The organism is Pseudomonas sp. GW456-12-1-14-TSB6, assembly GCF_059424205.1.
In genome coordinates this window covers 66268-80188 of record NZ_JBWKZE010000018.1, presented here as the reverse complement: position 1 = coordinate 80188, position 13921 = coordinate 66268, and the positions used below count along the sequence as shown (strand labels likewise).

The 13921-nt window shown below is 60.4% G+C and carries 13 protein-coding genes; 11 read left to right on the top strand and 2 right to left on the bottom strand.

The window, feature by feature from the left end; all coding sequences use genetic code 11:
* Window positions 1–21 precede the first annotated feature (21 nt).
* From AC07Y2_RS17985 to rpoS, 3 genes are all read left to right on the top strand, one after another.
* Window positions 22–657, top strand: a complete 636-nt coding sequence (locus AC07Y2_RS17985) for a protein-L-isoaspartate(D-aspartate) O-methyltransferase (RefSeq protein WP_170844894.1) — start codon at window positions 22–24, stop codon at window positions 655–657.
* Window positions 658–868: 211 nt separating this feature from the next.
* Window positions 869–1750, top strand: a complete 882-nt coding sequence (locus AC07Y2_RS17980; RefSeq protein WP_103386550.1) for a peptidoglycan DD-metalloendopeptidase family protein — start codon at window positions 869–871, stop codon at window positions 1748–1750.
* Window positions 1751–1856: 106 nt separating this feature from the next.
* Window positions 1857–2864 (top strand): RNA polymerase sigma factor RpoS, encoded by a 1008-nt coding sequence (gene rpoS, locus AC07Y2_RS17975; protein WP_007954831.1) that lies wholly within the window; start codon window positions 1857–1859, stop codon window positions 2862–2864.
* Between the two features lie 512 nt (window positions 2865–3376).
* Here rpoS and fdxA read toward each other — a convergent pair.
* Both fdxA and mutS read right to left on the bottom strand, forming a co-directional pair.
* Window positions 3377–3700: a ferredoxin FdxA gene (gene fdxA / locus AC07Y2_RS17970; RefSeq protein WP_007908827.1), complete on the bottom strand. Its 324-nt coding sequence runs from the start codon at window positions 3698–3700 to the stop codon at window positions 3377–3379.
* A 163-nt stretch (window positions 3701–3863) separates the two neighbouring features.
* On the bottom strand, window positions 3864–6446 hold the full coding sequence (mutS, locus tag AC07Y2_RS17965; RefSeq protein WP_103386549.1) for a DNA mismatch repair protein MutS: 2583 nt from the start codon (window positions 6444–6446) through the stop codon (window positions 3864–3866).
* 209 nt (window positions 6447–6655) lie between these two features.
* Between mutS and AC07Y2_RS17960 the strand changes: the two genes are divergently transcribed.
* From AC07Y2_RS17960 to AC07Y2_RS17925, 8 genes are all read left to right on the top strand, one after another.
* Window positions 6656–7390, top strand: a complete 735-nt coding sequence (locus AC07Y2_RS17960; protein ID WP_103386548.1) for a LexA family transcriptional regulator — start codon at window positions 6656–6658, stop codon at window positions 7388–7390.
* Between the two features lie 522 nt (window positions 7391–7912).
* Window positions 7913–8251: a phage holin family protein gene (locus tag AC07Y2_RS17955; protein WP_039771226.1), complete on the top strand. Its 339-nt coding sequence runs from the start codon at window positions 7913–7915 to the stop codon at window positions 8249–8251.
* Between the two features lie 73 nt (window positions 8252–8324).
* On the top strand, window positions 8325–8846 hold the full coding sequence (locus AC07Y2_RS17950) for a hypothetical protein (RefSeq protein WP_103386547.1): 522 nt from the start codon (window positions 8325–8327) through the stop codon (window positions 8844–8846).
* 3 nt (window positions 8847–8849) lie between these two features.
* The gene (locus tag AC07Y2_RS17945; RefSeq protein ID WP_039771230.1) at window positions 8850–9458 is read left to right on the top strand and encodes a phage baseplate assembly protein V; all 609 of its coding nucleotides are present in this window, start codon (window positions 8850–8852) and stop codon (window positions 9456–9458) included.
* Between the two features lie 14 nt (window positions 9459–9472).
* A complete protein-coding gene (locus AC07Y2_RS17940; RefSeq protein ID WP_007954853.1) occupies window positions 9473–9805 on the top strand; it encodes a hypothetical protein in 333 nt (110 codons plus the stop codon).
* Window positions 9802–10797, top strand: coding sequence for a baseplate J/gp47 family protein (locus AC07Y2_RS17935; RefSeq protein WP_103386546.1), 996 nt, complete (start codon window positions 9802–9804; stop codon window positions 10795–10797). The genes AC07Y2_RS17940 and AC07Y2_RS17935 overlap by 4 nt, the downstream gene beginning before the upstream one ends.
* On the top strand, window positions 10794–11429 hold the full coding sequence (locus tag AC07Y2_RS17930; protein WP_103386545.1) for a phage tail protein I: 636 nt from the start codon (window positions 10794–10796) through the stop codon (window positions 11427–11429). The genes AC07Y2_RS17935 and AC07Y2_RS17930 overlap by 4 nt, the downstream gene beginning before the upstream one ends.
* The gene (locus AC07Y2_RS17925; protein ID WP_103386544.1) at window positions 11430–13904 is read left to right on the top strand and encodes a phage tail-collar fiber domain-containing protein; all 2475 of its coding nucleotides are present in this window, start codon (window positions 11430–11432) and stop codon (window positions 13902–13904) included. It begins immediately after the preceding gene.
* The last annotated feature ends 17 nt before the right edge of the window (window positions 13905–13921 follow it).

Sequence of the window (13921 nt, the reverse complement as noted above, 5' to 3'; positions counted from 1 at the left end):
AGGCTGCGCAGCGGCATCGGGATGACGTCCCAGCGAACCCGTGAGCGCCTGATCCAGCGTCTGTATGAAGAGGGCGTTTCCAACGCCAGCGTGCTGGAAGTGATCCGTCGCACCCCGCGGCACCTGTTCGTCGATGAAGCGCTGGCGCACCGGGCCTATGAGGACACCGCGCTGCCGATCGGCAACAACCAGACCATTTCCCAGCCTTATATGGTGGCGCGCATGAGCGAGCTGCTGCTGGAGGCCGGGCCGCTGGATAAAGTGCTGGAGATCGGCACTGGTTCCGGTTACCAGACAGCGGTGCTATCGCAACTGGTCGAGCGGGTGTTCTCGGTCGAGCGCATCAAGGTGCTTCAGGATCGGGCCAAGGAACGCCTGGTCGAGCTCAACCTGCGCAATGTGGTGTTTCGCTGGGGCGATGGCTGGGAAGGCTGGCCGGCGCTGGCGCCGTACAACGGCATCATCGTCACGGCAGTCGCCACCGATGTGCCTCAGGCTTTGCTTGATCAACTGGCACCGGGCGGGCGGATGGTGATCCCGGTCGGTTCGGGCGAAGTGCAGCAATTGATGCTGATCGTGCGTGAAGAAAACGGCTTCTCCCGACACGTTCTGGGGGCGGTGCGTTTCGTGCCATTGCTTAATGGCCCGCTGGCCTGAGCATTTGTTCGAGGCCGCTGAATTCCTTTCGCGCGTGCCTGTCTTACAGCGGCAGCGAGTGTTTAAACAGGATGGATCGTCTACAAGCAAACGTGTGCGCCGAGCGATAGCGCTTCTATAAAGGTAAAGCCGGTTGCGCCCGTTATACTTGCGAAGTTTCATGCCGGAATCGGTATTCCACATTTTTCAGCCACCACAAAGGGAGCGGCGGGTGAGTCTCACAGTCATTGCGCAGCGTATGGGTAACACGAGCTTTCAGCGCCTGGTGACTGGCCTTGTCTTGAGCACCTTGCTGGTCGGTTGCTCCAGCACAAAATCGAGCAACGTTCGGGTCGTCGATCGCAACAATACGGTGGCCCAGCGTCCGGTCGTGACGACCGGGCAGTATGTAGTCCGTCCGGGCGATACGTTGTTTTCCATCGCTTTTCGCTACGGCTGGGACTACAAAGCCCTCGCCGCCCGGAACAATATTCCTACGCCATATACGATACATCCGGGTCAGACGATTCGCTTTGACGGGCGCACCGGTTCAACGTCGACGGCGGCCGTCAGCAACTCCGGTTCCTCAGCGTCTTCGTCCAGCAAAACCACGGTTATCCGGCGCCAGGCAAATGGCACGACCACCACCACAACCACGGGTTCCGGTGCGGCTTCGACGACGGTTGTACCGTCCGTCGCCAACAAGCCAACACCCGCTCCACTGCCTCCAGCGGGCCCGGCCCCGACCGGCTGGGGATGGCCATCTAATGGCATTCTCATTGGAAAATTCTCTTCAAACGGTAGTTTGAATAAAGGAATTGATATCGCCGGAGATTTGGGACAGCCTGTTTTAGCTGCGTCTGATGGGACGGTGGTATACGCCGGGAGTGGCTTAAGGGGCTACGGCGAATTGGTCATCATCAAACACAGCGAAACCTACGTCAGTGCTTACGGACACAACCGTCGGCTGTTGGTACGGGAGGGGCAGCAGGTCAAGGTCGGACAGACAATTGCCGAAATGGGGTCAACGGGTACAGACCGGGTGAAACTGCATTTTGAGATTCGCCGACAAGGTAAACCTGTAGATCCGCTGCAGTTCCTGCCAAGACGTTGATTTGCAGACCAGCCTGTTCCGTCACGTAGAGGGGACAGGCTCCAGCGTTGCCAAGGATAAAGGCGTCGCTTGAGCTTGGGGTCGAACTCACCAAAGGACTATAACAATGGCTCTCAGTAAAGAAGTGCCGGAGTTTGACATCGACGATGAGGTTCTCCTGATGGAGACCGGCATCGATTCGGATTCGATGTCGAATGATGAAGGGGCTGCTCCACCTTCCGTTCGTGCCAAATCCAAACACTCCGCTTCACTTAAACAACATAAGTACATCGATTACACTCGGGCACTCGATGCCACGCAGCTGTACCTCAACGAAATCGGCTTTTCCCCTCTGCTCTCCCCGGAAGAAGAAGTTCATTTTGCGCGCTTGTCGCAAAGTGGCGATCCTGCCGGGCGCAAGCGCATGATCGAAAGTAACCTGCGGCTGGTGGTCAAAATCGCCCGGCGTTACGTCAATCGGGGGCTGTCGCTGCTGGATCTGATCGAAGAGGGCAACCTCGGACTGATCCGCGCGGTGGAAAAGTTCGATCCCGAGCGCGGCTTCCGCTTCTCGACCTACGCGACCTGGTGGATCCGTCAGACCATCGAACGCGCGATCATGAACCAGACCCGGACCATCCGGTTGCCGATTCATGTGGTCAAGGAACTCAACGTGTACCTGCGGGCTGCACGGGAGCTGACGCAAAAGCTCGACCACGAACCTTCACCCGAAGAAATCGCCAACCTGCTGGAAAAACCGGTGGGCGAGGTCAAGCGCATGCTGGGCCTGAACGAGCGGGTTTCTTCGGTCGACGTCTCGCTGGGTCCGGATTCGGATAAAACCCTGCTGGACACTCTGACGGATGACCGTCCGACCGATCCGTGCGAACTGCTGCAGGATGACGACCTGTCGCAGAGCATCGATCAGTGGCTCTCGGAGCTGACTGACAAGCAACGCGAAGTGGTGGTACGTCGCTTCGGCCTGCGCGGTCACGAGAGCAGCACGCTGGAAGATGTAGGTCTGGAGATCGGCCTGACCCGGGAACGGGTGAGACAGATCCAGGTGGAGGGCCTCAAGCGCCTTCGGGAAATCCTCGAGAAAAACGGTCTGTCGAGCGAGTCGCTGTTCCAGTAAGCGTTCTGCATGCCAACCAATAAAAAGCCCCGACCCGTTCGGGGCTTTTTGTTGCCCGGCTCTGGAGTACGGCCTGGGATCTGACGACCGGTCGTCATTTCCCGGTTTTGTAGTCTCGCGGTGTAAGCCCTGGCTTACTCTTTCGTAAGTGTTCGTTATTTTTACACTGCGGAAGACATCCATTGGTCTGTTGAGTCATTTATAAGATTTTGATTTATATGAATATTTTTAATTATTAAATGCTTATGACACGAGGTTTTACTGGATCCGACCGGTTGCCCGTATCGGGGAACTCTTTAGTATCTGGGTTGTGTCGACGGATAGACACGCCCTTCAAGGAAGAGGGGAATGGACATCGCAGGACGCGATTCATCAGGACGATGAAAAGGAACACAGGGAATAGGGAAAAAATGTGGGCGGGTCAAACCGCCCCTTTTTTTGCCTGAAGAAAAGCCAAACCCGCAAAAACAAAAAGGCCCGCGAGGGGCCTTTTCATTCGAACGCGGGACAGATCAGCGTTCGAGGTCTTTGATCTTGCCTTTGACGCCATCCCACTCTTCGGCATCCGGCAGCGATTCTTTCTTCTCGGTGATGTTCGGCCAGATTTCGGCCAGCTCGACGTTCAGCTGAATGAATTCCTGCATTTCTTCCGGAACTTCGTCCTCGGAGAAAATGGCCACGGCCGGGCATTCCGGTTCGCACAGGGCGCAGTCGATGCACTCGTCCGGGTGAATCACCAGGAAGTTCGGGCCTTCGTAAAAGCAGTCCACCGGACAGACTTCTACGCAGTCGGTGTACTTGCACTTGATGCAGTTGTCGGTGACGACGAAGGTCATTTCTAATTTTCTCCTCAGGCGGCGGCAGCGTTGCCCCTTCACGGTTGGGGTCGCCAGGTTCGGGAGCGATGTCTGCCAGCCAGGCTATTAGCCAGCAGCATCCCAAACCGCGCGAGATTCTAACAGCTTGAAGCCGTTTGCGTTATATCCGGTTCGTCGGTGCTTAGATCCGGTTCTTTAGTGCATAGAGCATTTCGAGTGCACGACGCGGTGTGACGTCATCCAGATCCAGTTTGGCCAATTCATCCAGCACCGGATGCGGGAGGCTGGCAAACATGTCGCTCTGCTGCGGTGTCGCCGGTTTGCCCTTGGCGGCCGGTTTTGGCGCCTCATGCGGCAGCGCGGTATCTTCCAGGCGGCTCAGGTGCTCACGAGCACGCACAATCACTTCGCTTGGCACACCGGCCAGCTGCGCAACCGCAAGGCCATAACTCTGGCTTGCCGGCCCCGGCAACACGTGGTGCAGGAACACGATGCGTTCGTTGTGCTCGGTGGCGTTGAGGTGCACGTTGGCCACCAGCGGTTCGGCTTCCGGCAGTACGGTCAGTTCGAAATAGTGCGTCGCAAACAGAGTATAGGCCCGCAATTGCGCCAGACGCTCCGCCGCCGCCCACGCCAGGGACAGACCGTCAAAGGTGCTGGTGCCGCGACCGACTTCGTCCATCAGCACCAGGCTGCGCTCGGTGGCGTTGTGCAGTATGTTCGCGGTTTCGCTCATTTCCACCATGAAGGTCGAGCGCCCGCCGGCGAGGTCGTCGCTGGAACCGATCCGGGTGAAGATCCGGTCCACCAGCGACAGTTCGCAACTGGCTGCCGGCACGAAGCTGCCGATGTGCGCCAGCAGCACAATCAGTGCAGTCTGGCGCATATAGGTGGATTTACCGCCCATGTTCGGGCCGGTGATCACCAGCATGCGAGTGTTGTCATCCAGGCTCAGGTCGTTGGCCACGAACGGCGTGGTCAGCACTTGCTCGACCACCGGGTGACGGCCCTGGGTGATACGCATGCACGGTTCGCTGACGAACGTCGGGCAATTCAGGTCGAGATTCAGTGCACGCTCGGCGAGGTTGCTCAGCACGTCCAGTTCGGCGAGAGCCGAAGCGGTGTCCTGCAATGGGGGCAACTGGCTGATCAGATCTTCCAGCAATGCTTCATAAAGCATCTTCTCGCGGGCCAGGGCACGGCTTTTGGCCGACAGTGCCTTGTCTTCAAACTCTTTCAGCTCCGGGGTGATAAAGCGCTCGGCGCCTTTGAGGGTCTGGCGGCGGATGTAATCTGCCGGCGCCGATTCAGCCTGTTTGCTCGGCAACTCGATGAAGTAACCGTGGATACGGTTGTAGCCGACTTTCAGGTTGGCGAGGCCTGTGCGGGCCTTTTCCCGGGCTTCCAGATCGATCAGGAACTGACCGGCGTTCTCGCTCAGCGATTGCAGCTCGTCGAGTTCGCTGTCGTAACCGGTTTTCAGCACGCCGCCGTCACGGATTACCGCCGGCGGGTTGTCGATGATGGCTTTTTCCAGCAGCGCCGCCAGTTCCGGGTAAGTGCTGGTGGTGGTCGCCAGACGTTGCAGGTGCGGCGCCTCGAGATCGGTCATCGCCACTTGCAGTTCAGGCAGCGCACCGAGCGCATCACGCAGGCGAGCGAGGTCGCGAGGGCGGGCATTGCGCAGGCCGATCCGCGCCAGAATCCGCTCGATGTCGCCGATTTCCTTGAGCTGCGGCTGCAGGTTTTCAAAGCGATAGCGGTCGAGCAGGCAAGTGATCGAGGTCTGACGAGCAAGCAACACGGTCAGGTCGCGCAGCGGACGGTTGAGCCAGCGAGTCAGCAAACGGCTGCCCATGGCGGTCTGGCAACGGTCGACCACCGATTGCAGGGTGTTGTCGCGGCCACCCGCCAGGTTGGTGTCGAGTTCCAGGTTGCGGCGGCTGGCGCCGTCCAGCACCACGGTGTCGTCCAGCCGTTCATGACGCAGGCTGCGCAGATGGGGCAGGGCGGTGCGCTGGGTTTCCTTGGCATACGCCAGCAGGCAACCGGCGGCGCCGATGGCCAGGGTCAGGGTTTCGCAGCCGAAGCCTTTGAGGTCTTGGGTGGAGAATTGCTGACAGAGACTTTTCAGCGCCGAGTCGCGCTCGAAATCCCACGGTGCACGGCGACGTACCCCACGGCGTTTTTCGGCCGGCAAATCCTTTGGCCAGTCATCCGGGATCAACAGCTCAACCGGATTGACCCGCTCCAGCTCTGCCAGCAGGTTTTCCCAGCCTTTGATCTCCAGTACGGTGAAGTTGCCGCTGGTGATGTCCAGCACAGCCAGGCCGAACAGGCGCTCATCGCCCAGCACCGCCGCGATCAGGTTATCGCGACGCTCATCCAGCAACGCCTCGTCGCTGACCGTACCGGGGGTGATGATCCGCACCACTTGGCGTTCCACCGGCCCCTTGCTGGTGGCCGGATCACCGACCTGCTCGCAGATCACCACCGACTCGCCGAGCTTGACCAGCTTCGCCAGATAACCTTCCGCCGCGTGATACGGAATCCCGCACATCGGAATCGCCTGACCCGCCGACTGCCCGCGCGCGGTCAGGGTGATGTCCAGCAACTTGGCCGCCTTCTTCGCGTCTTCGTAGAAGATCTCGTAGAAGTCGCCCATGCGGTAGAACATCAGCTGGTCCGGGTGCTGATTCTTCAGGCGCCAGTACTGCTGCATCATCGGAGTGTGGGAGGACAGGTCGGAGACGGCTTTATTCATCGGATTGTCAGGCAACTCGTTCAAAGGTGTGGGGCAAAAGCGCGGCAGTGGCCGGGCTTTTCCGCGATGGGCGCAAGGTTACCATGGGCGGTCTGTCGGACGCAGGCATCGCGGCCGGGTGACAGCTATGTGGCGCAAAAGCTCGAGCATGCACGATTTATGCAAATCAGCATTTGTCTTCGCGAAAAACTTCAAGCACTATGCGCGTTATGCAAAAACGCAACGTATCTACCGTCTTAAGAGCACTGCTCGACCAGCACGGGATCTCCCCCACGGAGCTCCACCGTCGCACCGGCGTGCCTCAATCCACGCTCTCGCGGATTCTCAGCGGGAAGATCGTCGATCCTTCGGATAAACACATCTCGAAGATCGCCGAGTACTTTGCCGTGAGCACCGATCAGTTGCGCGGGCGCGCGGATGTTGCGCCCGCCGCCAACGGCGGACGCGACGAGTTACATTCCGAACTCGAGGACATAAGCCTGTGGGACGACGACACGCCAGTCGATGACGACGAGGTGTCGGTGCCCTTTCTTCGCGAGGTTGAATTGGCTGCTGGATCAGGAAGATTCGTCATCGAAGAGAGCGAACGCTCCAGCCTGCGCTTCGGCAAGCGCAGCCTGCGCCATAACGGTGTGCAGTTCGATCAGGCCAAATGCGTGACAGTGCGGGGCAACAGCATGTTGCCGGTGCTGCGCGACGGCGCCACGGTCGGGGTCAATGCCGGCAAATGCGGGATCGGCGACATCATTGATGGCGACCTTTATGCGATCAACCACAACGGTCAACTTCGGGTGAAGCAGCTCTATCGCCTGCCTACCGGTATCCGTCTGCGCAGCTTCAACCGCGATGAACACCCGGATGAGGACTACAGCTTTCAGGACATGCAGGAAGAGCAGATCGTCATCCTCGGTCACGTCTTCTGGTGGGGCATGTACGCCCGGTAACCGGATTCCTCGCTGACAAAACCCGCCTCGGCGGGTTTTTTTTCGCCTGTAGAAAACCGGCTAACCCTTGAATGGCGGGGCTTTCATGCATTCGCGCATTTCTTGTGCATAAATAAATGCATTTACGCATTGACTGTATATGCATCCATGCATATTCTTGCCACCAAGCCGCTCGACAAAGCGGCTGGCAACAACAGCTCTTTAGTTCCACAAGAACAGGCAGCGATGAACCGGCCTCAACGGTTCAGAGGGTTGGCAACTGACCCGGGTGTGCAGCGTAAAGCACCAGAAGCAGTTATCCGGCGGGCAGGGACCGCGGTCGGAAAAACAATTTGAATGGACTCGTACCGCGCCAGTAGCGCCGAAAAGTCAGCTTCCTTCTCGTACACAGGATTGAAGGAAGGCGAAGGAGCGCATTACTGAAAAGCCCGGCGAGTTGCCGGGCTTTTTGGAATGCCTACCTCAAGAGAAATCGATTGAACCCCACACACATCACTCATCAATCACCCACGGAGGCGTGACATGACAAACGAGCAACAAGCGTTGGCGGACATGCCGATCTGGCTGGTCATCCTCCTGGCCGTCGTGGGCGGGGTGTCCGGCGAAATGTGGCGTGCCGACAAGGAGGGCGCTCGCGGCTGGTCACTGTTGCGGCGCCTGGCCTTGCGCTCCGGCGCCTGCATGATCTGCGGTGTCTCGGCGATCATGCTGCTGTATGCCGCCGGGCTGTCGATCTGGGCCGCTGGGGCATTTGGTTGTCTCACCGCAATGGCCGGTGCCGACGTGGCCATCGGTCTTTACGAACGCTGGGCCGCCAAGCGCATCGGCGTCTGCGAAGTTCCGCCGCGCGATCCGCAATAACCCCTCACTTTCCTGTCTCGCTGCACGCCGTGCGGCGGGACTTCGCGTGGACATCAGAAAAAGGAGGTCAAGCATGCCCGCACCGATCCAGCAGCCTTCGCAACTGTTCATGGCGATGGCGACAGCCTTGCGCAACAGCTCCGAGCTGAACGTGCAGGTCGGCAGTCACGATGACTTCACGGCCCCCGGCGACAAGGCCTGGGTGCTGATCGACATCGAGCGAAATGCACCGGGAGAGCGCGCCGCCAATGGGCGCATCGCCCATGTGCTGACGCTGTCGTTGCAAGTCATTCCGGCGCTGTCCGCCACGGCGTTTGCCGCCTGTGACCTGATCGCCGCCCTGAAGAATCTGGTCACCGACAACCGCTGGGGCCTGTCCGGCGATCAATGCGATCTGCCGATGAATATCGATGGAATGCCGTCATTGCTCATCCGCGCCGATCAGCCGAACAAAGCCTGGACGCTGTCGTTCAACCAGACCCTCTATCTGGGCCCGACCTTGCTGGACGACCCGCTCGGCACACCGAAATTCGCCCGCACCTGGGAAGTCAGCGACATCGACGATCCCGACCAATACACCACGCTGGAGGCCTGACCGATGTTCGACGCGTTACTGCGAATGCAGCTGGGCCCGATCATCGAACGCCTGGCCGAGATGGAAGCGGAAATCGAAGACCTGCACCGGCGTGCCGAAAGTTATTGCCGCATCGGCATCTGTCAGGAAGTCGATGCCGCCAGTAACACCTGCAGAGTCAGCCATGGCGGATTGCTGACACCGGCCATCAAGTTCTTCAACCCCAGCGCCGGTGCGCAGAGCGAGTCGCGGATCCCGACGGTGGGCGAACAGTGTCTGCTGTTCAACTACGGCAGCGGCGAAAGCGGCGCGCAGAGCGTGGCGTTGTTCGGCCTCAACAGTGACCGTTTTCCACCGACCTCGACGGTGCCGACGTTGACTCGTCGCGTCCATCAGGACGGCAGCGAAAGCGGCTACGACGACGCCACGCACACGCTGCATTGGCAAAACGGCCCGGCCGCCTTCAACGGTTCTCGCGAGTCGCTTGAGCTGAGCATCGGGCCGGCACGGCTGGCGATGACCCCGCAAGCGATCAACCTGCAACTGGGCGCGGTCGGGCTGACCATCGACGCCTCGGGCGTGCACTTCAGCGGCCCGTTGGTGGATCACCAGGGCCGCGTCATCAGCCCCTGAATCAAGAGCTTCCCATGATCGGAATCGATAGAGACAGCGGGGCCACGGTCGACGACTGGCTGCAATTCGTGCAGCGCGCGACCCGGGCTCTGACCACGCCGCTGGGCACCCGGCAAAAACGGCCCTTGTACGGTTCGCTGATCCCCACGCTGCTGGGGCAGAACCTGGGCGACGACATCCTGTTGCTCGCCCAGAGCCACGCGGCCCAGGCGTTCTACAACCCGCAAAACGGCATCGGCGATTTCCAGCCCGGCGTGATCGTCGCCACCCGACAGGGCGCCGGTTTGCTGCTGCGGTTTGCCGGTACCTGGAAAAACCGCCAACAGACTTTCGAGGTCGTGACATGAGCATGTTGATCCCCGGCCAGAATCAGTTGGCCGAACCCTCCTTGATCAAGGTCGATGCCTTCGAGGATCTGCTCGCCGAGTTCAAGACCTTCGTGGTCGAGTACGTCGGCGCCCGCTCGCCGCAGAGCGCGGAAAAACTCAAGACCAGCCTGGAAAACGAAAGCGAGCTGCTGACCCTGGCGCTTGAGGCGTTCTGCGTTCGCCTGCAAACCCACGAACGCAAATACAACGCCCGCATCAAGCAGATGCTGGCGTGGTGGGCCACCGGCAGCAACCTTGATGCGCGGCTCGCGGACATGGGCCTGGAGCGCCAGTTGCTCGACCCGGGCGATCCGGCGGCATTCCCGCCGGTGCCGGCGATTTACGAGAGCGACGACGATGCCCGGCTGCGCTATTACCTGGCGCCCCATGCGCCGGCAGCAGGTTCGCGGATGCAGTATCGCCGCGAGGTGTTCACCCTCGGCGAGCGGCCGACAGTGAAAGTCGAATCCACCGAGGCCGGTGTGGTGAACGTCACCTACACCTTCGACCCGGACGGCCTCGCCGCGCAGGTCAAGGACGGTAACGGCCGTCGCACCGCGCCGGGTGAAGTGCAAGTTACCGTGCTTGCCCGCGAGGGCGACGGGACGCCGTCCCCGACTCTTCTCGAAGGCGTGCGTCGACACTTTGCACGGCCCGACGTTTGTCCCGAGACGGACAAGGTAACGGTGCAGGCCGCCGAGATTCAGCGCTACAAAATCCGCGTGGTGGCGAAGATCAATTCCGGCCCGGATTCGGGCCTGACCAAGGTCGCCGCGCAGCAACACTTGCAGGCCTACGCCGACAGTTGCCATCGCCTGGAAGGCCGGGTCGACCCGAGCTGGATCGACTACACGCTGCACAGCGCCGGCGCCGTGCAATTGCAGATTCTTGAACCGCTGACGCCCATCGTCTGCAGCGCATTTCAAGCGCCGTACTGCACGGCGGTCGAGGTCGAGGTGCAGACGCTATGACCGATCAGACACCGCGTCCGACCCTGCTGCCGGCCAACAGCTCGGCGCTGGAACGGGCCCTCGACATCGGCTTCGGCGCATTGCTTGATCGCGTTGCGCCGCCGTTTCCCGAACTGATGAACCCGGCCTCAACCCCCGTCGCCTTCCTGCCGTATCTCGCGGCGGATCGTGGGGTTGCCGAATGGAGCACCGACGCACCGGAAGAGGAAAAGCGCCTGACCGTCGAACTGGCCTGGCCCACCGCGCGCCAGGCCGGCACTCGCAAGGCGCTGGAGAACGCCGCCAAGGGTTTGCAGCTCAGGCCGGAAATCCGCGCCTGGTACGAACAGACCCCGCCCGGCGAGCCTTACAGCTTTTCCGTGCGGGCCTTCAGCGAACAACCCTACAGCGAAGAAATCGACGCCCGTCTCGACCGGCGCCTGGCTGACGCCAAGAGCGAGCGGGACGTGCTGTCGGTGTCGGTCGGCCTCAGCGCCTTCGGCAATCACGTCATCGGCGCCGCGACTTTCTGCGGTGAGCTGACCACGGTCTATCCGGTGTTCCTCGAAGGGCTCGAGACATCTGGCGAGGCCTTCATGGCGGCTGCGCTGTACACCGTCGAAACATCCACTATTTATCCTCAGGGGGCCTGAATGGCTGACTATTACACCCTGCTCACCAACGCAGGGATTGCCTACGAAACGGCGTGCAAGGCCGCGGGCGTACCGATCAAGTTGACGCAGATTTCCGTCGGCGACGGCGGCGGCGCGGTCTACAACCCGGCCGCGACGGCTACTGCGCTGAAACGCGAAGTCTGGCGCGGACCGCTCAACGCGCTGTTCCAGGACGAGAAAAACCCGAGCTGGCTGCTCGCCGAAGTCACCATCCCGCCGGACGTCGGTGGCTGGTACGTGCGTGAAGCCGGTCTGTGGACCGACACCGGCATTCTCTACGCGATCGTCAAATACCCGGAGTCGTTCAAACCGGTGCTGGCCACGTCGGGCTCGGGCAAAGAGTTCTACATCCGCTCGATTTTCGAGACCAGCAATGCCTCGCTGGTGACGCTGCTGATCGACGACACCGTGGTCAAGGCCACTCGTGCGTGGGTCATGAGCTACCTCGCCGAAGAACTCGGCAAACTCGACGGCAAGCAATCGGTACGTGTCGCCGCCACCGCCAACGTGGTGTTGAACGGTGCACAGCAGATCGACGGCGTGGCGGTGATCGCCGGCGACCGCGTGCTGCTGCCGAACCAGACCCTGGCCAAGGACAACGGCCTGTGGATCGTCGCCAACGGCGACTGGGTTCGGGCCAACGATGCCAACGTCAGCGCCAAGGTCACCCCGGGCCTGACGGTGATGGTGGAGGAGGGGACGCTCAACGGCGATTCGCTGTGGCACCTGACCACCAATGCGCCGATTACCCTTGGCACAACAGCGCTGACATTCAAGATGCTGGCAGGGCGCACCGGGATTGCCGCCGGGACTTACAAGAGTCTGAGCGTCGACGAATACGGCCGCGCGACGGCCGGCTCGAATCCCGACACGCTGGCCGGTTTCGGCATCAAGGATTCGTACACCAAGGCTGAAGTCGAGGCGCTGATTGCCAAGGCCTCGGCATTGCCGGTGGGGTCGATTGTCGCGTTCCCGGTTGACTCGCCACCTCCGGGCTTTCTGGAGCTGGACAACAGCGTCAAGAGCAGCGCGACCTACCCGGACTTGAGCGCCTATCTGGGTGGCAAGTTCAACAAGGGGGATGAGGGCGTCGGGAATTTCCGCTTGCCTGAGGCGCGTGGGGAGTTCTTGCGGGGTTGGGATCATGGGCGGGGTGTGGATGCCGGGCGTGCATCTGGCAGTACTCAGTCAGACAGTCTCAAGGCTCACTACCATTTTCTTCCGACAGGCTCGGGAGGTGGACAGGCCGTTGACCCGAATGGAGAGATTCCGACAGTAGTGTTGAAGGATACTGCGGCTGACTGGGTATTGCGCACGGAAGGTGACAATGCGGAGCTGAGTATCGGTCGTGTAAGAACCTATAACTTCGGTGCCGCTACAGAAACCCGCCCCCGCAACATCGCCGTCATGTGGTGCATCAAGGCCTGGAACGCTCCGGTCAATCAGGGAAACATCGACGTAGCTGCTCTGGTCAAGGAAGTCTCCCGGCTCGGATCTGCCGTTCCAGTGGGTGCCGTCATGGCATTCCCGACGGGGATCGTTGCGCCTGGTTTTCTTGAGCTGGATGGCAGTGTGCAGAGCATTGCAACCTATCCGGATCTGGCGGCGTATCTTGGCACCACTTACAACAAAGGTGATGAGGGGGCCGGAAACTTCCGGTTGCCTGAAGCACGTGGTGAGTTCCTGCGAGGTTGGGATCACGGACGCGGTGTCGATGCAGGCAGGGCAATCGGCAGTTATCAACTCGACTCGCTTCAGAACATCACAGGGCAGTATTCCGCGAACAACGGTGTTCAGCTTGCAGCAACGGGCACGGTCGGCGGCGCTTTCAGTGCGACAGCGGCAGGTGGGACGCAACTCCCCGCAGGCACAGCCTCTACCGGTGTCATCAATATGTCGTTCGATGCTTCGAGGGTGGCACGCACTTCGACAGAAACCCGCCCACGCAACCTGGCAGTGATGTGGTGCATCAAGGCCTGGAACGCGCCGATCAATCAGGGAAGCATTGATGTCGCAGCGTTGTCCGATCTGGCGCAGCAGGCTACCGAACTCAATCAAGGCACTGCGACGGTAGCGACCCAGGCACAGGTCGATGCAGGTGCCGACGATAAAACCTTCGTGACCCCGAAAAAAATGCGCTGGGGTTTCTCCATCAGTGTTTCCGGCGACATGAGCGGCAGCTATGTCATTTTCCCAACCTGGCTCGGAGGCTTGACCCTCCAGTGGGGGATGACGACCGCCATCGCATCCGGAGCCAATTATTTGCAGGCGTTTCCGGTCGCCTACCCAATGGTCAACCCGTCAGTATTTATCACTTACCCCAATACGGCCGTGGACGCTCCCGTCGGATCGACCTACATCGGGCAAATCAAAGGGATCAGTAAAGCGAACGTGACCATTCGTAATCTGGGTCAGGGACCTGCACAGTTTTACTACTTTGCAGTGGGTCGCTAATACAACGGAGTGACGAG